The organism is Bacillus sp. FSL L8-0528 (genome assembly GCF_038593085.1).
GTDB classification, from domain to species: domain Bacteria; phylum Bacillota; class Bacilli; order Bacillales; family Bacillaceae; genus Bacillus; species Bacillus paralicheniformis.
Genome location: NZ_CP151961.1, coordinates 1,434,152 through 1,453,643, shown reverse-complemented (window position 1 = coordinate 1,453,643; position 19,492 = coordinate 1,434,152). Strand labels below are relative to the sequence as shown.

Genomic DNA, 19,492 nt, shown 5'->3' with positions numbered 1-19,492 from the left:
ACCCTATGGATTATTCGCCGGGCCCGCTCGGCGGATATTCTTGTTTATTCGTTTGGTCAGAAGGCTTTTTCTCCTTTTGGTAAGGAGGTGATTTAGAGCTCTCTTGATTTGAACCGGAACCGCTTTTTGGCGTTCCTTCCTCCGTCTGCTGACCGTCTTTGTCATTATGGTTATGTTCCTGAGGGTTTTTGGTATTAGGGGAATTTGACTCCTTTTCTTTTTCCATTTCTTGATCAGGTTGAGACTGATCTTCATCTGAAGGTTTTTCGCCGTCCGGATGATCTTCCGTATCTGCTTCTTTATCATCCGTATGCTGTTCCGGCTGATCTTCTTCTTTCACAGCTTTCTCCTTTTCTCCTGTGTTTTCTTCCTGATTTTGATCATCTTTTTTATTTTCATTGTCATCATCTTTGTTTTTGTCTTCTAATTCATCTTTGTGGGAACGGATATAACGGCCTGTTGAGATGCCTTCTTTTTGGGCTTTTGCACGCGTATCAAGGTCTGATTCCACCGCTTCCATCTTATAATTCTGCTGCTCGTATTTTTTCGCTACATCATCGATTTCGCTTTTTACCGTCGCCTTATACGTGTCATCTTCATTGTTTTCGTATACTGTGGCGATAAGCACTTCTTTTGATTCGGTGACATAACCGCTCTTATCGCTGTCTTCGACAATTTCACTGATCACTTCTTTAAAGTCAGACTTTTCCCAATTTTTTATACTATCCATTAAGGCCTTCCCATCCTCGTTCAGCGGCACCAAATCGATAACTTCACAGTTTTTGTTGAGCGTCAATTCAAAGCTTGGGTTGATATCGATCGTCATGTAGGCGTATGCTTTATTGTTTAAAACATCAGGGATGATCATGAAAGCGAGCAGCATGATCGCGGCGATTGAAAAAACGCCGGCTTTCAGCGGACGGAGCGAAAGCAGATCAAAAAAGCCCGCACGCCTTCTCGACATTCTCGTCTCCGCGGGAAAAGCAATTTCCTGACCGATTTCATAATCTTCCTCTGTGCTCTTTGCTTTTAAAAATTGTCCGTCAGGGGTTAGCAATGTGACGAATTTTTTATTTTTTTCTACAATAATTCCTCTTCTCATGAATTGAGCACCCCTTTTAGATAATCTTTAAGGTAAACATAATCGCCCGTTATAATGATCGCCATAGCGATGATATATTTGCGGTTTCTCTCTACGGTTTTTCTGCTGACAGCCACAAGCTTTTCAAGCTGTTTGACGGGAAGCTGCTTCTTTTCAAACAAGATCTTTTTTAATTCTTCATGTTCGACAAGCGTATATGCCACTTTGATGGCGTTTTGCCTTGCATCCGTATGTTTCGGGGAATGCTCCAGCAAATCGGAAAAAGACAGGCCAAAACTTTTAAGCCTTTCTTTAAAATGGAGAATCTCCTCCCGCCTTTGCTCCTGTTCGAGCATGCGGTTGAATTCATGAATGGAAAGCTCCGCTTCAATCATGCTTTGGGAGGATTCCTGTTCTTCTCCTTCTTGCATGTCCATATTGATGTTCTGGGCATTTCTCGCTTCTTTTCTGATATAATCAATGACTTTGCGCTTAATGATCAGCTCTGCAAATGCAAGCAGAGAATTTCCTTTATCTGAAGAATATTTTTCAATGGCTTCATTGAATGCAATCAAGCCGATGCTGAATTCATCATCTTTTTCATCTATATATCGTTTGCACACGGATGAAACCGTTTTAGCCACAAAAGGCTTATATTGATCGATAAGCTCGTTTTGCAACTGCTGATTTCCTTTTTGTATGCTTATTACAGACTCTTCTAATGATTGTTTCCTTTTTCCTGTCTTAAACAAAAGGCTAAGCACTGGTTTCACCTCAGTTCCTCCCTATACTACTCATTAATGATAGCTAATTTGATAGGGATTCGCAAAGGAGAAAACGCGGTATTCATTTCTAATTTTTCAATTGTGACAGTCATTTGTTTGATCTCCTAGAACAATTCGTGATCTGTTTGACGATTAAGGGGGTTTTCCCGCCGTTTTTGTAACATGGCTGTTAATAAAATGAAATCTTATTTCGATTGATCTAGGGCCATCTTCCCCGGCTCTTCCTCGTGCGGGCAAAAAAAGACCGCCGGTGAAAGACCGGCAGTCTGGGAAAAGCTGTTTACTCCTCAGCAGCTTTATTCTCGTGTTTGTTCGGATTTGTCATAAACCATCCCCCGAGCGCAATGGCGATCAGCACCGCCCAGAAGATGAACTTCCAAGTACCTGAATGAATAAAATGTTCAGAGACGATATTGATTTGCGGGTGTGCGAGCGTATAGAGCGTCAGTTTCACACCAACCCAGCCGACAATCAGAAAAGCAGCCGTTTCCAGGCTCGGACGTTTCTTTAACAAGTTCACAAATTGACTTGCAGCAAAGCGCATAATAATCAATCCGATGATCCCGCCGGCTAAAATTACCATGAACTGTCCGCCGTCAAGCCCGCCGATTTGCGGCAGGTTTGTCGCCGGAAGTGTGACAGCCAGCGCAACCGCAGCTAAAATCGAGTCGACGGCAAAAGCGATGTCTGCCAGTTCAACTTTGATAACCGTCGGCCAAAAACCGCTTTGCTTCGTCTCCTTCACTTTTTCGTCCTTTTTGAAAACGTGGGTTTTCAAAATATGATGGACGGAAATGTAAAGCAGATAAACGGCGCCGATCGCCTGCAACTGCCAGACATTGACAAGGAAAGAGATCGCAAACAAAGCGCCGAACCTCATCACAAACGCGCCGGCCAACCCGTAGAAGAGCGCTTTTTTTCTGTCTTTTTCAGGCAAGTGTTTAACCATGACCGCCATGACGAGGGCATTGTCCGCGGCCAAAATGCCTTCCAGCCCGACTAGGATGAGAAGAACCCAACCATATTCAAGTAATAATGCTGCATCCATTTTGTAATTCCTCCTAAGTGATTGTCTCTTTCTCTTATTCCCGCTAATGCGGCAGGGTATTTTCAGAAAACAAAAAAGACCTCTGCCAACATTAGGCAAAGGTCTTGCTAGACATGGTTATCATTAATTAAAACATGCCAACAAAGCCGATGGATGAAGATCCATGAACTGACGACTTTGTTTCCGGTTAAACATCCGGACGCTACTCCCCTTTGGGATAAAAGAAAATATTGAATTATAAGATAATATTAACCTCATATGCGCACGGCTGTCAATCCTTATTTTTATTTATAAAGGCTGAAACGCTTTGCGATTTGATTTTGTTCCGCCTGCCCTTCAACCAAAGGTAAAGAACGAACAAAACGATGAACCCGATGCCGACCGGAAGAAGGTATCCGTCCAATAGGCTGCCGACCTTGCTCCAGTTTTCGCCGAGGTAAAAGCCTAAATAGACATAGACGAACGTAATCGGCGTGATCGCGAGGAATGTATAAATACAAAATACCCACACATTCATTTTCGCGAGTCCGCACGGAATGGAAATCAGCGTTCTGATTCCAGGTATAAAACGGCCGCTGAATGCGACAAACCCGCCGTGCTTTTCAAAAAACCTGTCCGATTTTTCAAGCGCTTCAGGCTTGATAAAGAAGTATTTGCCGTAGCGTTCCAAAAACGGCCGCCCCCCGTACCTCCCGAGCCAGTAAAGCGTCAGAGGGCCTGCGACACCTCCCAGTGAACCTGCTGCAACGACCCCGAACATCGACATATCTCCTTGATACACCCAGTATCCGGCAAGCGGCAGAACGATCTCAGCCGGCACGAATTCGATGCACAGCGCCAGGAAAATGCCTAAATACGAGAGGCTTTTAAATGCCTCAGCCATTGATAAAATAAACTCTTCGATATCGACCACAACCTTTGACGATTGATAATTTCAAGTTCTAAAGAACGTACAAAAATGATTTTAACACAATTCGAGAAAATTGAAGAGCAAAATGGGAAGTCCTCCTTAAAAAGAACAGGAGGATATCATTTTTTATTGGCGAATTTCATTATATATAGTATAATTCACGAATTATACCGGAATTAGCGCTATTGCCGCTTTTTTATGTCAACGGTTAAGAGTACGGCAGTCTAGCCTTTCACAATACAGTATAGTTATTTAGACTTTTCATCATAAGTACAAAAAGGCGGAGAAAAAAGTGACAGAAGTTCTTGGTGAATATAATGGATGGCTCGTCCTATTATCCTATTTCACTGCAGTTTTGGCAGCTTATACAGCCCTTGATTTATCTGAACGGGTCGTACATACAAAAGGCAGGAAAAATATCGGATGGCTTTTGGCCGGTTCCCTCACGATGGGGCTTGGCATCTGGTCTATGCACTTTATCGGGATGGTGTCATTTCAGACAGCAGAAGAAATGAAATACGATTTGAAATTCGTCTTGTTGTCGATTGTTGCCGCTTTCGCAGGCTCGCTCATCTCATTTTATGTGGTGAATGAAAAAAACCGACGAATGGAAGACTGGCGGCCGGGTCCCTTGCAATGGGATGCGCAATTGCCTCCATGCATTTTATCGGGATGGAAGCAATGGAAAATATGACAATCGTCTATCATCCCGTTCTTTATGCCGCCTCTTTTGCAATCGCCATTTTTGCCTCCTTCGCTGCCTTAAAACTGTCAGTTGTATTCGCCAAAAAAACCGGTTCTTTTCGGATATTGTTCATTAAAATCGGAAGCGCGCTTTTAATGGGCGGAGCGATTTCCGGCATGCACTATACAGGAATGTCAGCAGCTACGCTTTTCATGGCTGACAGCGTTGACACAGGCTATGAAGGAATCGATACTGTTGAACTGGGCATTATGATCGTGCTTGTCAGCCTGATGCTTCAATGCTTCTTGATTTTCGGCGCCTTCAATGACAAACGCCTGCTGCTTCATATCGAAAAAGTCAAAGATAACGAGGAGCGGTTCCAGTCCTTGATCAACCACAACATTGATCCGATCTATGTTTTTTCGCTTGAAGGCAAGCTGCTTTCCGCCAATTCATCGGGATACAGCCTTCTTGAAAAAATGGGAATTGAACCCGAGCGCCTGTCTTCCGTTTTTCGGCAGGAGGATCATGACAGGCTGCTCGGCTGGTTCCTTCAAGTCCAAAATGAAAAACAGGCCATCAACCGCGATACGGCAATCGCGATAGCTGAAAAGCGCTTTGATTTAAATGTGACGCTGATACCGGTGTATGTCAGAAAGCAGCTTGACAGCATTTATGTCATATGCAAAGATATGACAAACCAGCGTGAAGCAGAACGCAAAATCCATAGAATGGCCCACTATGACGCGTTGACGGATTTGCCAAACAGAAGGTATGCAGTCGACCGTCTGGCAAATGTTCTAAAGCGGCAGGAGACAGGGACGGCCGTGTTGTTTTTGGATTTAAACCGTTTCAAAGTGTTTAATGACGCCCTAGGCCACGACGTCGGGGACCTGCTGCTGGTGGCTGCTGCACAGCGTTTGGCGCACTGTGTGCCCAATGAAGGCTTTATCGCCCGGCTGGGCGGCGATGAATTTATCATTGTCGCTCCTTTACAAGGGATCGATCAGCTGACCAGGCAATTGATCAGTCAGTTTGAAACGCCTTTTCGCATTAAAGAGCATCGCCTCAAAACATCCGTCAGCATCGGAATCGCCGTTTCTCCGGACGATGGAACAGACGGCGATGAGCTGATGAGAAAAGCCGACATGGCTATGTACGCCGCAAAGCACAAGAGCGTAAGCAGATATCGGTACTTCTCGTCTTCCCTCGCCAGAAAGAACAGACCGTCTTTCCAGAAGGAAATCGAGCTGAACTAAGGCTTCCTTCAAGAAGAACGGCTCCAAACTTGTACCGCCGCAAGCATCCGGGCTTCAGCCCGGATGCTTTTTTCCTCTGTCATCCATAAGTTGCTATTCATGAAACAATCTGCAGAGAGGCATCAATAAAAGAAAAGGAGTTGAACCGAACCGATGCATACGATGTGGAAAGGCTCTATCAGCTTTGGCCTTGTCAATATCCCCATTAAACTGTTTGCAGCGACAGAGGATAAGGATATTAAATTAAGGTCGCTTCATAAAGAATGCCGCGCCCCGATTCAGTATGAAAAAAAGTGCACAAACTGCCATCAGGAAATCGCGCCCGACGACATCGTCAAGGGCTACGAATATGTTAAAGGCAAATACGTCGTCTTATCGGACGATGAGCTGAAGCAGCTCAAAGAAGAGCAGGAAGACAAGGCCGTCGAAATTGTTGATTTTGTGCAGCTAAAGGAAATCGATCCCATCTATTTCAACCGTTCATATTTCGTCGGACCGGGAGATAACGGTGTAAAAGCGTACTCACTTTTGCGCGAAGCGCTCAGAAAAACAGAAAAGATCGGGATCGCCCATATGACCATCCGCTCAAAAAAACAGCTCGCCATTCTTCGCGTCTACGAAAACTGCATTTTAATGGAGTCCATCCACTACCCTGATGAGGTCCGAAACGCAGCCCACGTACCCGGTGTTCCGGAAGAAACCGCAGTCAACGAAAAAGAGCTGCAAACCGCGATTTCATTAATAGACGAGCTGACAACGACATTTGCGCCTGAACAATATGAAGATACGTACAGAATCGCGCTGATGGATAAAATCAAAGAGAAAATCGACCATAATGAAGGTGTCACGCCAAATGCCGGGGCCGCCGCTCCGCGCGAGGATGTAATCGATCTCGTGAGCGCTCTCCAAGCCAGCATCGAACGGACAAAAGGGCCTGACCGGGAAGCGGCAAAAACGCCTGTTGCAAAAGGAACCGGGGAAAAAAAGAAAAAAACGTCGCGCAAAAAAGCTTCAGAGGCAAAATAAAAAATGGGAATCACGATGCAGCCCGTATTGACCACATCCGCTCCTTCAGGCGGCAATTGGCGGTATGAAGCCAAGTATGACGGGTATCGGGGGCTTTTAAAAATTTCTGCGGCCGGCGACGTTTCGCTCATCAGCAGAAACGCGCAGCCGCTCGAAAACACATTTCCGGAAATTACGGAATTTGCAAAAAGCATGATCGAAAATCTCAAAGAACATTTGCCGATCACGATTGACGGGGAAATTGTGTCGTTGACAAACCGTTTTCGTTCCCGGTTTGAATACGTCCAAAAAAGAGGGTTAAGCAAAAAGGCCGAGTTGATTGAACAAGCTGCCGCGAAGAAACCGTGCCAGTACCTCGCTTTTGATTTACTGGTCTTTAAAGGAGAAAGTTTAACCTCGCTCCCCTATACCGAACGAAAACGCATGCTTTCCGACCTGATGAAAGAGCTTGGCTTGCCGATGGCTCCCGATCCGATGGCTTACGCACGAATTCAATACATCCCTGACACTTCAGATTTCCATGCTCTTTGGCATGCTGTTAAAAGGTTTGACGGCGAGGGAATTGTCGCAAAGAAAAAAGACAGCCGCTGGGCTGAAAGTAAAAAAACAGCCGAATGGCTCAAGCTCAAAAACTACAAAAAAGCAGCCGTATTTATGACAGGCTACAACATGGCAAACCGTTATTTGACAATCGCCGTCTATGACCACGGTCAAATTAAAGAAGTCGGTTCGGTTTCCCACGGACTCGGAGAACAGGAAAGAAACGCCATTCTTTCAATCGTCAAGCAATACGGAACCGAAACAAAGCCCGGTGAATATACCATAGATCCGTCGATTTGCATGACGGTCCATTATTTAACGATTCATTACGGGACATTGCGCGAGGTGTCGTTTGTTTCTTTTGAATTTGACATGGCTTGGAAAGATTGTACTTACAAGCGCCTGCTGCTTCATTCAAGAAACGTCCACCCCGATTTGCAGCTGACAAGCCTTGATAAAATCATCTTTCCTAAAAGCAATAAAACAAAAGCGGATTACATCGGATATCTGAATGAAATCGGCGATTTTCTGCTTCCGTTTCTCGATAATCGGGCGCTTACCGTTATCCGTTATCCGCACGGTTCCGGCGGGGAATCTTTTTTTCAAAAAAACAAGCCCGACTACGCACCCGAATTTATCACGTCCATTCGGGATGACGAGCACGAGCATATTATCTGCAGCGATTATTCGGTTCTGCTGTGGCTTGCCAATCAGCTTGCGCTGGAGTTCCATATCCCTTTTCAAACAGCGGATACGACCCGTCCGACCGAAATCGTTTTCGATCTCGATCCGCCTTCAAGGTCGGAGTTTCCACTGGCCGTCAGAGCCGCGAAAGAGCTGCACCGTTTATTTGATCAGCTTGGCCTCTTATCTTTTCCAAAGCTGTCGGGAAATAAAGGGATACAAATCTATGTTCCGATTTCAAAAAACGCCTTTACTTATGAAGAAACCCGCCTTTTCACAAGCTTTGCGGCTTCTTATTGTGTCTCGCTTTTTCCCGATCTGTTCACAACCGAACGCCTGATTAAAAACAGGGGCGGAAAACTCTATATTGATTATGTGCAGCACGCTCCGGGAAAAACGATCATCTGCCCGTATTCCACAAGAGGCAATGAGCTTGGCACAGTGGCCGCACCGCTGTTTTGGGAGGAAGTCCATTCAGACTTGGCACCCTCAAATTTTACGATGGAGGCTGTCATCAAACGCACAAAGGAACTCGGATGCCCTTTCGAAAGCTTCTTCAGACAGCCCCAAGACAAACAGATCAAAGCTATTCTCGATCACTTAAAAGAAATTGACCGTTCGGAAAACTGACTTTTTCAGCGAAACAATAGGTGCTGGCTGTGGATTCCGGCTTTTTTTAAAAGGGCCATCAGCTGCTCCTGTTCCTCTTTTGTCAAGCCTGAAAAAGCCCGCGCAATTCTCAGGGAGTGGATCGGATAAATCTCATCGAGATATGCCTTTCCCTTCTCTGTCAAATTCGCATAGACAGACCGTTTATCTTTCGGGTCCTGCTCTCGTTTGATGAAACCGTTTTTTTCCAATTTGTCGATCACATAGGTTACGTTTCCGCTTACAAGGAGCAGCCTCGAGCCGATTTGCTGCAGCTTTTGGGCTCCCCTCGTATACAAAAGCTCCAATACAGCAAATTCTGTAGGATTAAAGCCGTGTTCCTTGCTGTCCCGAATACTATGTTCTGAAACGCTTTTAAAAGCCCTGGCAAAAACCTTGTACAGCGACATAGCACGGTGAACTTCTTCCTCATTAAACGAAAGTCTCATATCATCTACCTCTTATACTATTTTCTTAAAATGAACCCGGGAAATGAAAACCCTTACAAATGTAGAAAAAGAAAGGGTCATGCTTTTCCCATATTCTATAAGTATATATTTTCGTTATTCGAAAGAAAACTCCTGCTTATTTTTTTTAAGATATTAAAAAGAAGCCCGTTTTTTCAAAATGGCCGATTTTGAACACGGGCTTTATTTTTCCGGAAAAAATAAAAATATTCTTTTCTGAGCTCCGTAATCGTCATTCTCTGCAAAACATCCTGATTATACTCACCGAGTGAGCTCAGTTTTTTTGAATAATGGTTTCTTTCCTTTTCCAAAGCGTTTTTTAACAATCTGCTCATAATCTTCTCCTTTCATTTTCGTGTGTTGTAATATAAGAATAGACCTTATTTATTAACCAGGCTTTAAGGCCGTGTAAAGTTTGCTTTCACGCCCACTTCCGGATTTAAGAGGACTTTTGATAAAAGCCGTTCTGCACCGCCCTCAGCAGCGGAAACGCATCCTTTCCGGCAAGCTTCAGTAATGTCTCAAGCAATTCGTCTCTTTTATTGTCTAAGGCAACGATTTCTTTGGCGAGTGTGACTGCTTTGTGTTCCTTCATCCAATGATTCCCCCTCATCAGTCTGTACCTACAGCATACAAAACACTTTTACCCCTTGCATGGTTCCTGTAAACTTTTCTTCCGCGATTTTTTTAAAAGTTTTTCAACAATGTTAGATTTCCTGACAAACGTTAGGTTTTTTCGCGCGTTTTCTTATATAATACAAAAAAAGTCATCTTAGGGGTGGGAAAATGACAGTCGAAGATCTTTCTTATAAAGATAAAAAAGTGATTTCAATTGGCATTGTCAGCGAGCTGACGGGTTTGTCGGTCAGGCAGATCCGCTATTACGAAGAACGCAAGCTGATCTATCCGCAGCGCTCTTCAAGAGGCACGCGCAAGTATTCCTTTGCTGACGTTGAACGGCTGATGGAAATCGCAAACAAGCGGGAAGACGGTGTTCAGACGGCAGAAATACTCAAAGATATGCGCAAAAAAGAACAGAGGCTGAAAAACGACCAGCAGCTCAGAAAGAAAATGCTCGAAGGACAGCTTAACGCTCATTTTAAATACAAAAACCGCTAAAAAAAAACGAATCATTCCCTCCGGATGATTCGTCACCTGTTTTCCTGCTGTTTCGTTTCCTTTATGTATCCAATGAAATCGATCATAACGCCTTTATCTGGATCATTGCGTATCCGAAACGCGATCGTTCCGGGCTGACCGGTATTTTCCATCTTGTAAGCGGCATGAAACACATGGATGCTCGCTTCAGAAATTTGAAAATCATCAGCATGAAGCCCGGAAATTCCCCATTTCTGTTTGTTTTCCAGGATTGTTTCCGGAGAGGGGGTTGCGCCCTCCACGTACAACCGCTTCATCTTTGACACATCATCGTTCAATATCGCCTCAAGCATACCCTCGACTGCGACGAGCCGCCTGTCTTTTCCTTCATCTTCATTCTGACAGCCGGCAGCAATCATTGCAACGGCTAAACAAATCAGCACAGCTGCAAATCTTCTCATACCAATCCCCCCTGATCTCTGCCTAAAATATATAGGCTTTTACGAATTCTGGCAAGCAAAAAACCCTCCCTAAAAAAGGAGGGCTGCTGCTTACAGCGAATGAATGAATGCAGTTGCAATACCGAAGTAGATCAGCAGTGACAAAATGTCATTTAATGTTGTGATCAGCGGACCCGATGCAATTGCAGGGTCGACGTTGCACTTGTGAAGGATGATCGGGACGATCGTTCCCGCCATCGTTCCGATAATCAGTGTGGCAAAGAGCGAAGTCCCTACCACAAAACCGAGCAGCAGATTCCCCTGCCATACAATCGCGATTCCCGTAATCACGACCGCACACACGACGCCGATGATAATCCCGGCTCTGAGCTCCCGGAAAATCAAGCGGAAAATCGTTTTTTTATTGAGCTCTTCTTTAGAAAGTCCCCTGATGACGACAGCGAGAGACTGTGTTCCGGTGTTACCCGTCATTCCTGCGATCATTGGCATAAAAAAGGCCAATGCGACAACCTGCTGCAGCGTGTCTTCAAAAAAGCTCATGATGCTGCCAGAGATCAAACCGATGAACAGAAGCAAGATCAGCCACGGCAGACGACGGTATGCAGCGACATACGATTTTGTATCAAACGTGATCGCTTTACCAGATGCAGCAAATTTTTCGTAGTCTTCATTCGCTTCCTGGATAACGATGTCGATAATGTCGTCAACCGTTACGATCCCGACAAGTTCATGGTCTTTTTCTACAACGGGAATCGCCAGAAAGTCGTACCGCTCGATGAGCCTTGCGACTTCTTCCTGATCTTGAAGAGCGTCCGCCGATATCACCCTTGTAAACATTAAATCCTGAACCTTCTCATCGGGTTCTGCCAAAATGAGATCCCGGTATGAGATAACCCCGACAAGCTGCTTTTGTTCATTGATAACGTATAAATAGTTGATCGACTCTGCGATTTCCGCAAAGCTTTTCAGCTTGACGACCGCTTCTTTTACCGTGTAATGCTGCGGAATCCAGACATAGCGGTTTGTCATGATTCTTCCCGCTGTTTCAGGCGGGTAGTTCATCAGAACCCGGACCGCTTCAGATTCTTCCGCTTCCATACTGGAAAGAAGCTGGTCTTTCAGCTCTGGGTCCATTTCCTCGAAGAGCGCGGCAAGGTCGTCGTTGTCCATTTTATTCATCACATGGATCGCTTTTTCTTTGCCGACCTTGTTCAAAACGACAAGCTGCTCTTCTCTATCCAGTTCGCCCATGAGATCGGTAATGTCTTCAACCGTTAAAAAAGACAGATACCGGCCGCGGTGCTTTTCGGGCATCTCCTTAAACAGAATCGCCATATCATAAGGCTGCAGTTCCTCTAAAACGTTTTGAAACTCTTTTCGCTTTCCGTCTCTCAGCAAAATAATAATGCGTAAAATAAGTTCATCATATGTCATGTTTTTTACCATGGCAATCTGTACCTCCCTTTTCAGGAGATCCTTATATCACCATAGCAAAAGGGGTGAAGTATAAGGATCTCCTCATCAATCAATGTGTGATACTGTAAAATATTTCTCGTATGTTTAAACCGCCTCGAATGGGGAGAATCCATACTTCCACCTCCTTGTTTAATACGGAAAGTTCACTTTCCTCAAAAAATAAAAAAACACCTATTTCATTGAAATGAAGGTGTTAAAAGCCATACAAAATAAAACCCTAACGCCTTCCATCGTAGAGCTTTAGCACTGTATGGCATAGGCAACATGCCAGCTGCATTAAAAATCACCTTAGATCGATGATTTCTGTTGACCCATTGGCGTCTTTGGACATTTTTGGGCAGCAGCGTATCTCCATACAGGAGCCTCACCTAACGAAGAGCTGTATTTACCGGACACAATGAGATTACAGAAAAAAAGGATAACTGTCAATAAGAAAAGCAAACTTAATGCTCTCTATTATGGTTGATTCCCTTTTTCGTCAAAATTAAACCAGCTCTTTCGCCGAGATGCCGAGCTCCGTTCTTACTTTTCGCTATCCTGTTCAAGGTCGTCCTTTGACAGCAGGTGGTAGTTTTCGTGCAGCAAAAGCGCGTATTCTCCTTCATATTTTGGATGCGGCACAAACTCCGCCTGCTCGATTGACAATTCGTCTCTTTTTTCGTTTTCTTGTTCTTTCACCCTGTATCAACTCCTTTTTTTAATAGGATATCCTTTTGCCGGGATAATATGATGAAGCGAAATCTCATATATCTAGTGATTCTCTCGCCCTTTCACCGATTTCACAGGTCTTTTCGCTTACAATTCCAGCATTGTTCGCAGTTATTCGACTTTTCTCCTCTATTATCTATATTTTTTAACTTTTCATAAAATTCATACAAATGAACCTTTTTTTAACAAAGCGAATGTTTTACAATAAAATCACGCACCTTGTAACCCATCTAAAGCAGCATATAACAGGGAGGGCTTTGAAATGCAAATGCGATTAATTCCTTATGTCACTGACACAAAGCTGATGGACGTGAATGAATTGCCGGAAGGAATCGATGCGATTAAGGCACCGGAGCTGTGGTCACAAGGTTTTAAAGGAAAAGATATCACTGTCGCAGTGCTTGATACAGGCTGTGACGCAACCCATCCCGATTTGGCAGACCGAATCATCGGAGGCAGAAACTTTACTGATGATGACAACGGAAAAGAAGATCAATTTCATGATTATAATGGACATGGCACCCATGTGGCGGGTACGATTGCCGCAAACGATCAAAACGGCGGCATCTCCGGCGTGGCACCCGAAGCGAACCTATTAATCGTCAAGGTGCTCGGCGGTGAAGACGGCAGCGGGGATTATGAATGGATCATCAACGGGATCAACTACGCCGTCGAACAAAAAGCCGATATCATTTCAATGTCGCTCGGCGGACCTGCCGACGTTCCGGAATTGAAAGAAGCGGTGACAAACGCAGTGAAAAGCGGAGTGCTCGTCGTCTGCGCCGCCGGAAACGAAGGCGACGGCAATGACCGTACAGAGGAGTACTCATACCCTGCTGCATACAACGAAGTCATCGCTGTCGGGTCCGTGTCATTGACGCGGGAGTCTTCCGAATTCTCAAATGCGAACAAAGAAATTGACCTCGTTGCACCTGGAGAAGAAATCCTCTCTACATTGCCAGATCATCAATACGGAAAGCTGACGGGAACATCGATGGCTACACCGCACGTCAGCGGCGCGCTCGCTCTCATTAAGTCAGCTGAAGAAGAGGCGTTTAAACGGAAACTGACAGAACCGGAACTGTATGCTCAGTTAATCCGCCGCACGCTTCCTCTTGATTACTCAAAAGCGCTGATCGGCAACGGATTCTTATATTTGTCGGCGCCAGAGGTACTGGCAGAAAAAGCCGGCGAAGCAAAACTTCTTTCCCTTTAACAGCCTAAGGAGGCTGCCGACAATGTCGGCGGCCTTTTTCATGTCCGTCGATAAGGCCGAATCTTTTTAATTGCAAGAATTCAAAAATTATTTTGACTAAAAGATCGTGACGGTATATAATCTACTAAACAATTTCATCGCCGGGAACATGGTAATCTAACGAGGTTAGATTTTAAAAGGGAAGTTTGGTGAAAATCCGACGCGGTCCCGCCACTGTGAATGAGGAGGTTATTTCATAAAACCCACTGTTTCTATACGGGAAGGGGGAAATAACCGTCGATTCATGAGCCAGGAGACCTGCCTGTTCTGACGCACCATCAACCTACGGTCGATAGGAGGTGTTCGAGTTGACGTAACAATCGCTACGTTTATTTCTCGTTCGCAAAAATGCTGTTTTCAGGCATTCACCTTCTCATTGTCCGAAGTGTGAGTGTCTTTTTTTATTGAACATTAAAAGGAGGAGACCAGAATGACAAATGTAAAAACGAGCAGCTTGGGATTTCCAAGAATCGGCTTGAACAGAGAATGGAAAAAATCGCTTGAGGCTTATTGGAAAGGAAACACAGACCGTGAGACCTTTTTAAAAGAAATGGACGAACAATTTTTAGCAGCCCTCCAGACTCAGCTTGATCAGCAAATCGATATCATACCGGTTTCCGACTTTACCTTGTACGACCACGTTCTTGACACGGCGGTGATGTTCAACTGGATTCCAAAAAGATTCAAGGATGTACATGATCCGTTAGATACTTATTTCGCAATGGCGAGAGGCACGAAAGATGCTGTATCGTGTGAAATGACAAAATGGTTTAACACAAACTACCATTATATTGTGCCTGAATTTGAAAAAGGCGCACAATACCGCGTGACGAGAAACAAACCGCTTGAAGATTACAAAAGAGCAAAAGCAGCATTGGGAACAGAAACGAAGCCCGTCATACTCGGCCTTTACACTTTCGTAGCCCTTGCAAAAGGCTATGAACAACAAGATATCAAAGATATTTATAACCAAATGACGCCTCTTTACATCCAAGTTCTGAAAGAGCTTGAGCAGGAAGGCGGCAAATGGGTGCAAATCGACGAGCCCGCTCTAGTGACGGCTTCACATGAAGAAGCGGCTGCAGTCAAAGAAATCTATCAGACGATGACAGAGGAAGTCCCTGGACTGAATATCCTTCTGCAAACCTATTTTGATTCGGTTGACGCTTATGAAGAGCTGATATCGTTTCCTGTCGCCGGGATTGGTCTTGATTTTGTTCATGATAAAGGGAAAAACTTCGAGCATTTAAAAGCGCACGGTTTCCCTAAAGACAAAGTCCTTGCCGCCGGTATTTTAGACGGGCGCAACATTTGGAAAGCCAATCTCGAAGAACGCCTTGACCTGACGATTGAGCTGATCCGGAGTGCCGGTGTTGACGAAGTCTGGATTCAGCCTTCAAACAGCCTGCTTCACGTCCCTGTCGCAAAACACCCGGACGAGCATCTTGCCGATGATCTTTTGAACGGTTTATCTTTTGCAAAAGAAAAGCTTCTGGAGCTTACACTGCTGAAGAACGGGCTTGTTTCCGGAAAAGCGGCCATCCAAGCGGAAATCGATGAAGCTCACGGACATCTTCAAGCTCTCAAACGATACGGTGCAGCGACAAATTCGGCCTTTGCCGAAGAAAGAGACAAGCTGACCGAGGAAGACTTTAAACGTCCGACTGCTTTTGAAGAAAGACTGCGGATCCAAAATGAATCTCTCGGACTTCCTCTATTGCCGACAACAACGATCGGCAGCTTTCCGCAGACGGCGGAAGTGCGGAGTGCGCGGCAAAAATGGCGGAAAAAAGAATGGTCTGACGAGCAGTATGAAGCATTTATTCAGGAAGAAACAAAGAAATGGATTGATATTCAGGAAGAGCTCGGACTTGACGTTCTCGTTCACGGAGAATTCGAACGGACAGACATGGTTGAATATTTCGGTGAAAAGCTCGGAGGATTCGCCTTTACCAAATACGCCTGGGTTCAGTCATACGGTTCCCGCTGTGTCCGTCCGCCGGTTATCTACGGAGATGTCGAGTTTAAAGAGCCGATGACGGTAAAAGAAACAGTTTACGCCCAATCCTTGACCTCGAAGAAAGTCAAGGGCATGCTGACAGGTCCTGTTACGATTTTAAACTGGTCCTTTGCCCGCTATGATCTGCCGAGAAAAGAGATTGCCTTCCAAATCGCCCAAGCTCTCCGCAAAGAGGTTGAAGCGCTCGAAAAAGCAGGCATTCAAATCATCCAGGTCGATGAACCCGCCTTGAGAGAAGGCCTGCCGCTTAAAGAACGGGATTGGGACGAGTACCTTAAATGGGCTGCCGAAGCGTTCAGACTGTCCACTTCATCAGTAGAAGATACGACGCAAATCCATACGCATATGTGCTACAGCAACTTTGAAGATATTGTAGACACGATCGAAGATCTTGACGCAGACGTCATTACGATCGAGCACAGCAGAAGCCACGGCGGATTCCTTGATTATCTGGAACAGCATCCTTACCTGAAAGGACTCGGGCTTGGCGTCTATGATATTCACAGTCCCCGCGTCCCTTCCAGCGATGAAATGCTCACGATTATAGAAGATGCGCTGAAAGTCTGCCCGGCTGACCGCTTCTGGGTAAACCCTGACTGCGGTTTAAAAACGAGACAGCCTGAAGAAACGATCGCAGCGCTTAAACATATGGTTGAAGCAGCCAAACAAGCAAGAGGCAAACTCGCTCAGACTGTTTAATTCCACAATAAATCCAACACAAACGCCGCCTGTTCACACGGGCGGCTCTTTTCATGTCCTCAGCCCTTTTTAGGCCGAAAGAACCGTTATATAAGGTATGTCCGCCCAAAAATCATTAAGACTTTTGATTCATTCGTACGATTTCCTTCCGTATCCTTTTCTTTTAACATATTTGTAGTAGATGATGGAAGGGAAGGAAAATATGTAGTGATTGACGATGGAATAGCGTTAGAACGAAAAATCAAACGAAAAATATATCAGGAAGACATTCACTCTCTTCAGCTATACGTAAAAGAAGTGACTGCCGCCATTGACGAGCTGAGGCAGGAAATTTCTTCCATTTTAAAAGCACACCAAATGTATATCAACGGATGGCGCGGACAGGCGCGCGAAATGTATGACGCACTTTTGGACGATCTTGACCGGGCGGAATCGCGCGTGTATGACAGGCTGAGGGCCATTAAGGAGCAGGCGTCCGAAGAAATTGAGCGGCTTCAGCTGAAAGCCGAGGAGCTGACATGACGATCCGGCTGAACATCAATGATCTGCACGCGCTCGCCCGCCAATTTCGCTATTCCCACCAGCGAATCAGCGATTTAATAAACCTTTTGAACCGCCATTTTCATGTTCTTTTCTCCAGCGTGAAAACAGCAAGGACCTACGGGATCGATCAGGCGCAATCCGAAATGGAACATGAACTCAATGGATTTTTACACACGCTCGATGATTTGCAGCATCTTCTGCACTTTACAGAAATCCGCATGAAAAAGACCGATCAAATGCTTGCAGAGAAGCTCTTCCAGAGCGGCGGGCGTCTGGCAGGCTACCTGCCGATCATGTCTTTTTTGGCCGCGGCCAAATGTTCCCCTGACAGTTACAGACTGACCGCGCCGCCGCTGTCTGAACCGCTCGCTCTCATGAAGCAGATAAAACAAAACGGTCTGTCAGGACTCTTTACGAAAAAACGAGCCGCAGCATATATTCAGTTAGATAGAGAAGGACAGCAGCAGCTGTGGTCAGCACGCCGCATGATCAGCCGCACAATCGCCGACAACCTTTGCCTTCTGGCGTATCAGCAAATCGCAAAAGGCCCGCTTTCTCTTACGGTCTTCCTTTTCGGAAAAAAAGCGGAAGCAGATGCGGCAGATATCAAAACCGTTTGTCTTTCAAAAAACAAAACGATTTCCGCTGCCACGCTCCACAGCTTCAGTGCCAAAATGTATTCCGGCTAAGAGGCTCGGAGCGGACTTTCACAGGATATGATGACAGCGGCGGTCAGGTAGGACGCCTGGATGGTTTGCCGCCGATCCTGTGAGCACCGCCTTTGCAGGCCTACAAGGGTTTGTCGACACGCTAAAAGCCTGATTGTTGAAATCAGGCTTTTTGGCATGCCTACCAGGTGGCATTCTTTGCTTCTACTCTATGTTCCCCGTCTCCTTCTCTTTCGATTGTGACCCTTCCATCATCAGAAACTGTTACAACTGCAAGAGCTGTGTCATGAACATAGCTCGAGTTCCATAGTTCACTGACCGGCCTCTTTTTTAACAGATTCAAAAGCACCAAAATAAACACGGAATGGCTGACAATGAGGACATTGCCTTCCCGATGGCGGTGGAGAATGAATTCATACACCCGGCTGACCCGTCTTTCAAAATCGTAAAAGCTCTCCCCTTCATCAGGCATGTATGTTTCAGGCGCATTAAAATACGCTTCCAGCAAGTCAGGATCGCTTTGTTTGATCTCATCATACGTTTTTCCTTCCCAGCGGCCGATCGAGATTTCTTTTAATCTGTCGTCTGTTATAAAGGGAACACTGCGGTTCTGCAGCATAGCCCGCGCAGAATCAACAGCCCGGCCGCTTGGACTGGAATATGCGGCTTGGAATTGAACAGCTTTCAGCCGTTCGCCGAGGGCGTTTGCATTTGCCAGCCCCAAAGCCGTTAAATTGGAGTCTTCCCAGCCTTGCATTCTTTTTTCAATATTCCATTCCGTCTGACCGTGTCTTGCAATATACAATGTAAGCAAAACATCATCCTCCGTTCATCATTCTAGCATTCATTGTATGCGATGGTCCGTTCGAAATCAAACATACTGAATATTCTGATGCGCGTTTATTTTACAAGATTCATCAGCTATAATAAGAAGGCAAGACAACCAAGGAGGATACAGAAATGAATCATGAAACATTTTTGCAGCGCGCAATCGACCTTGCGGTGGAGAGCGTGAAAAGCGGCACGGGCGGACCTTTTGGCGCTGTGATTGTCAAAGACGGCCAAATTATTGCCGAGGGAAAAAACAATGTCACAACAAGCAATGATCCGACCGCGCATGCTGAGGTAACGGCTATTCGGCTCGCCTGTGAAGCACTTGGAGATTATCAGCTGAACGACTGCATTCTTTATACAAGCTGCGAACCGTGTCCAATGTGCCTGGGAGCCATCTACTGGGCGAGACCAAAGGAAGTTTACTTCGCCGCTCAGCATTCAGATGCCGCATCGGCCGGTTTTGACGATTCTTTTATTTATGAAGAAATCACAAAAACGCAAAGCGAACGGACAATTCCTTTTTATAAAATGGACCTTCAAGCAAAGCTTGAGCCCTTTCTCACGTGGGAAACGACCGATCAAAAAGTGGAATATTAA

Annotated in this window: 20 protein-coding genes, 1 pseudogene and 2 riboswitches; of the genes and pseudogenes, 10 read left to right on the top strand and 11 right to left on the bottom strand. The window is 45.4% G+C overall.

Going from position 1 to position 19,492, the window contains the following annotated elements; genetic code table 11:
* Positions 1 to 10: 10 nt before the first annotated feature.
* From MHI30_RS07395 to MHI30_RS07380, 4 genes and pseudogenes are all read right to left on the bottom strand, one after another.
* Positions 11 to 1,102, bottom strand: coding sequence for an anti-sigma factor domain-containing protein (locus MHI30_RS07395; RefSeq protein ID WP_003181042.1), 1,092 nt, complete (start codon positions 1,100 to 1,102; stop codon positions 11 to 13).
* Positions 1,099 to 1,854: an RNA polymerase sigma factor SigI gene (sigI, locus tag MHI30_RS07390; protein WP_009328616.1), complete on the bottom strand. Its 756-nt coding sequence runs from the start codon at positions 1,852 to 1,854 to the stop codon at positions 1,099 to 1,101. The genes MHI30_RS07395 and sigI overlap by 4 nt, the downstream gene beginning before the upstream one ends.
* A 292-nt stretch (positions 1,855 to 2,146) precedes the next feature.
* Positions 2,147 to 3,038 (bottom strand): annotated as a pseudogene (locus MHI30_RS07385) (TerC family protein).
* 147 nt (positions 3,039 to 3,185) lie between these two features.
* Positions 3,186 to 3,827: a DedA family protein gene (locus tag MHI30_RS07380; protein ID WP_003181037.1), complete on the bottom strand. Its 642-nt coding sequence runs from the start codon at positions 3,825 to 3,827 to the stop codon at positions 3,186 to 3,188.
* A 289-nt stretch (positions 3,828 to 4,116) separates the two neighbouring features.
* On the opposite strand from MHI30_RS07380, the gene MHI30_RS07375 reads away from it, so the two are divergent.
* The 4 genes from MHI30_RS07375 (at position 4,117) to MHI30_RS07360 (ending at position 8,648) form a co-directional block, all read left to right on the top strand.
* Positions 4,117 to 4,518 (top strand): MHYT domain-containing protein, encoded by a 402-nt coding sequence (locus MHI30_RS07375; protein ID WP_255220638.1) that lies wholly within the window; start codon positions 4,117 to 4,119, stop codon positions 4,516 to 4,518.
* Complete coding sequence (locus MHI30_RS07370; RefSeq protein WP_021837407.1) at positions 4,506 to 5,768, top strand: diguanylate cyclase; 1,263 nt, start codon at positions 4,506 to 4,508, stop codon at positions 5,766 to 5,768. The genes MHI30_RS07375 and MHI30_RS07370 overlap by 13 nt, the downstream gene beginning before the upstream one ends.
* Before the next feature lie 153 nt (positions 5,769 to 5,921).
* Positions 5,922 to 6,794: a Ku protein gene (locus MHI30_RS07365; protein WP_075753147.1), complete on the top strand. Its 873-nt coding sequence runs from the start codon at positions 5,922 to 5,924 to the stop codon at positions 6,792 to 6,794.
* 3 nt (positions 6,795 to 6,797) lie between these two features.
* On the top strand, positions 6,798 to 8,648 hold the full coding sequence (locus MHI30_RS07360) for a DNA ligase D (protein WP_075753149.1): 1,851 nt from the start codon (positions 6,798 to 6,800) through the stop codon (positions 8,646 to 8,648).
* Positions 8,649 to 8,653: 5 nt separating this feature from the next.
* On the opposite strand, the gene MHI30_RS07355 is transcribed toward MHI30_RS07360, so the two are convergent.
* The 3 genes from MHI30_RS07355 to MHI30_RS07345 all read right to left on the bottom strand — a co-directional run bounded on the left by MHI30_RS07355 (position 8,654) and on the right by MHI30_RS07345 (position 9,728).
* Positions 8,654 to 9,115: a MarR family transcriptional regulator gene (locus MHI30_RS07355; protein ID WP_020451117.1), complete on the bottom strand. Its 462-nt coding sequence runs from the start codon at positions 9,113 to 9,115 to the stop codon at positions 8,654 to 8,656.
* A 173-nt stretch (positions 9,116 to 9,288) separates the two neighbouring features.
* Entirely contained in the window at positions 9,289 to 9,468 is a 180-nt protein-coding gene (locus MHI30_RS07350; RefSeq protein ID WP_020451116.1) for a hypothetical protein, read from the bottom strand.
* A gap of 104 nt (positions 9,469 to 9,572) precedes the next feature.
* Positions 9,573 to 9,728, bottom strand: coding sequence for a hypothetical protein (locus MHI30_RS07345; protein ID WP_142238611.1), 156 nt, complete (start codon positions 9,726 to 9,728; stop codon positions 9,573 to 9,575).
* Positions 9,729 to 9,919: 191 nt separating this feature from the next.
* On the opposite strand from MHI30_RS07345, the gene MHI30_RS07340 reads away from it, so the two are divergent.
* Positions 9,920 to 10,252: a MerR family transcriptional regulator gene (locus MHI30_RS07340; protein ID WP_020451114.1), complete on the top strand. Its 333-nt coding sequence runs from the start codon at positions 9,920 to 9,922 to the stop codon at positions 10,250 to 10,252.
* A 32-nt stretch (positions 10,253 to 10,284) separates the two neighbouring features.
* Here MHI30_RS07340 and MHI30_RS07335 read toward each other — a convergent pair whose 3' ends face one another.
* From MHI30_RS07335 to MHI30_RS07325, 3 genes are all read right to left on the bottom strand, one after another.
* A complete protein-coding gene (locus MHI30_RS07335; RefSeq protein ID WP_075753153.1) occupies positions 10,285 to 10,692 on the bottom strand; it encodes a hypothetical protein in 408 nt (135 codons plus the stop codon).
* 90 nt (positions 10,693 to 10,782) lie between these two features.
* On the bottom strand, positions 10,783 to 12,138 hold the full coding sequence (gene mgtE, locus MHI30_RS07330) for a magnesium transporter (protein WP_075753155.1): 1,356 nt from the start codon (positions 12,136 to 12,138) through the stop codon (positions 10,783 to 10,785).
* A 248-nt stretch (positions 12,139 to 12,386) separates the two neighbouring features.
* Positions 12,387 to 12,551: riboswitch (M-box (ykoK) riboswitch) on the bottom strand.
* 139 nt (positions 12,552 to 12,690) lie between these two features.
* Positions 12,691 to 12,846 carry a transcriptional regulator SplA domain-containing protein gene (locus tag MHI30_RS07325; RefSeq protein WP_020451111.1) on the bottom strand — a complete coding sequence of 52 codons (156 nt, stop codon included), beginning with the start codon at positions 12,844 to 12,846 and terminating at the stop codon, positions 12,691 to 12,693.
* Positions 12,847 to 13,138: 292 nt separating this feature from the next.
* On the opposite strand from MHI30_RS07325, the gene MHI30_RS07320 reads away from it, so the two are divergent.
* The 4 genes from MHI30_RS07320 to MHI30_RS07305 all read left to right on the top strand — a co-directional run bounded on the left by MHI30_RS07320 (position 13,139) and on the right by MHI30_RS07305 (position 18,082).
* The gene (locus MHI30_RS07320; protein ID WP_003181011.1) at positions 13,139 to 14,092 is read left to right on the top strand and encodes a S8 family peptidase; all 954 of its coding nucleotides are present in this window, start codon (positions 13,139 to 13,141) and stop codon (positions 14,090 to 14,092) included.
* Between the two features lie 132 nt (positions 14,093 to 14,224).
* A riboswitch (cobalamin riboswitch) is annotated at positions 14,225 to 14,412 on the top strand.
* A gap of 149 nt (positions 14,413 to 14,561) precedes the next feature.
* Positions 14,562 to 16,850: a 5-methyltetrahydropteroyltriglutamate--homocysteine S-methyltransferase gene (gene metE, locus MHI30_RS07315; RefSeq protein WP_075753157.1), complete on the top strand. Its 2,289-nt coding sequence runs from the start codon at positions 14,562 to 14,564 to the stop codon at positions 16,848 to 16,850.
* A 207-nt stretch (positions 16,851 to 17,057) separates the two neighbouring features.
* Entirely contained in the window at positions 17,058 to 17,372 is a 315-nt protein-coding gene (locus MHI30_RS07310; RefSeq protein ID WP_075753159.1) for a DUF5082 domain-containing protein, read from the top strand.
* Positions 17,369 to 18,082, top strand: a complete 714-nt coding sequence (locus MHI30_RS07305) for a hypothetical protein (protein ID WP_075753161.1) — start codon at positions 17,369 to 17,371, stop codon at positions 18,080 to 18,082. The genes MHI30_RS07310 and MHI30_RS07305 overlap by 4 nt, the downstream gene beginning before the upstream one ends.
* Positions 18,083 to 18,242: 160 nt before the next feature.
* On the opposite strand, the gene MHI30_RS07300 is transcribed toward MHI30_RS07305, so the two are convergent.
* A complete protein-coding gene (locus MHI30_RS07300) occupies positions 18,243 to 18,875 on the bottom strand; it encodes a histidine phosphatase family protein (protein ID WP_075753163.1) in 633 nt (210 codons plus the stop codon).
* A 146-nt stretch (positions 18,876 to 19,021) separates the two neighbouring features.
* Between MHI30_RS07300 and MHI30_RS07295 the strand changes: the two genes are divergently transcribed.
* Complete coding sequence (locus MHI30_RS07295) at positions 19,022 to 19,492, top strand: nucleoside deaminase (RefSeq protein WP_020451105.1); 471 nt, start codon at positions 19,022 to 19,024, stop codon at positions 19,490 to 19,492.

Excerpts from the sequence above, each read along its gene's own strand:
- MHI30_RS07320 (WP_003181011.1), top strand. The coding sequence starts at position 13,139 with ATGCAAATGCGATTAATTCCTTATGTCACTGACACAAAGCTGATGGAC.
- MHI30_RS07360 (WP_075753149.1), top strand. The coding sequence starts at position 6,798 with ATGGGAATCACGATGCAGCCCGTATTGACCACATCCGCTCCTTCAGGC.
- metE (WP_075753157.1), top strand. The coding sequence starts at position 14,562 with ATGACAAATGTAAAAACGAGCAGCTTGGGATTTCCAAGAATCGGCTTG.
- MHI30_RS07355 (WP_020451117.1), bottom strand. The coding sequence starts at position 9,115 with ATGAGACTTTCGTTTAATGAGGAAGAAGTTCACCGTGCTATGTCGCTG.
- MHI30_RS07295 (WP_020451105.1), top strand. The coding sequence starts at position 19,022 with ATGAATCATGAAACATTTTTGCAGCGCGCAATCGACCTTGCGGTGGAG.
- MHI30_RS07350 (WP_020451116.1), bottom strand. The coding sequence starts at position 9,468 with ATGAGCAGATTGTTAAAAAACGCTTTGGAAAAGGAAAGAAACCATTAT.
- MHI30_RS07345 (WP_142238611.1), bottom strand. The coding sequence starts at position 9,728 with ATGAAGGAACACAAAGCAGTCACACTCGCCAAAGAAATCGTTGCCTTA.
- MHI30_RS07340 (WP_020451114.1), top strand. The coding sequence starts at position 9,920 with ATGACAGTCGAAGATCTTTCTTATAAAGATAAAAAAGTGATTTCAATT.
- mgtE (WP_075753155.1), bottom strand. The coding sequence starts at position 12,138 with ATGGTAAAAAACATGACATATGATGAACTTATTTTACGCATTATTATT.
- MHI30_RS07335 (WP_075753153.1), bottom strand. The coding sequence starts at position 10,692 with ATGAGAAGATTTGCAGCTGTGCTGATTTGTTTAGCCGTTGCAATGATT.
- MHI30_RS07395 (WP_003181042.1), bottom strand. The coding sequence starts at position 1,102 with ATGAGAAGAGGAATTATTGTAGAAAAAAATAAAAAATTCGTCACATTG.
- MHI30_RS07305 (WP_075753161.1), top strand. The coding sequence starts at position 17,369 with ATGACGATCCGGCTGAACATCAATGATCTGCACGCGCTCGCCCGCCAA.
- MHI30_RS07365 (WP_075753147.1), top strand. The coding sequence starts at position 5,922 with ATGCATACGATGTGGAAAGGCTCTATCAGCTTTGGCCTTGTCAATATC.
- MHI30_RS07370 (WP_021837407.1), top strand. The coding sequence starts at position 4,506 with ATGGAAAATATGACAATCGTCTATCATCCCGTTCTTTATGCCGCCTCT.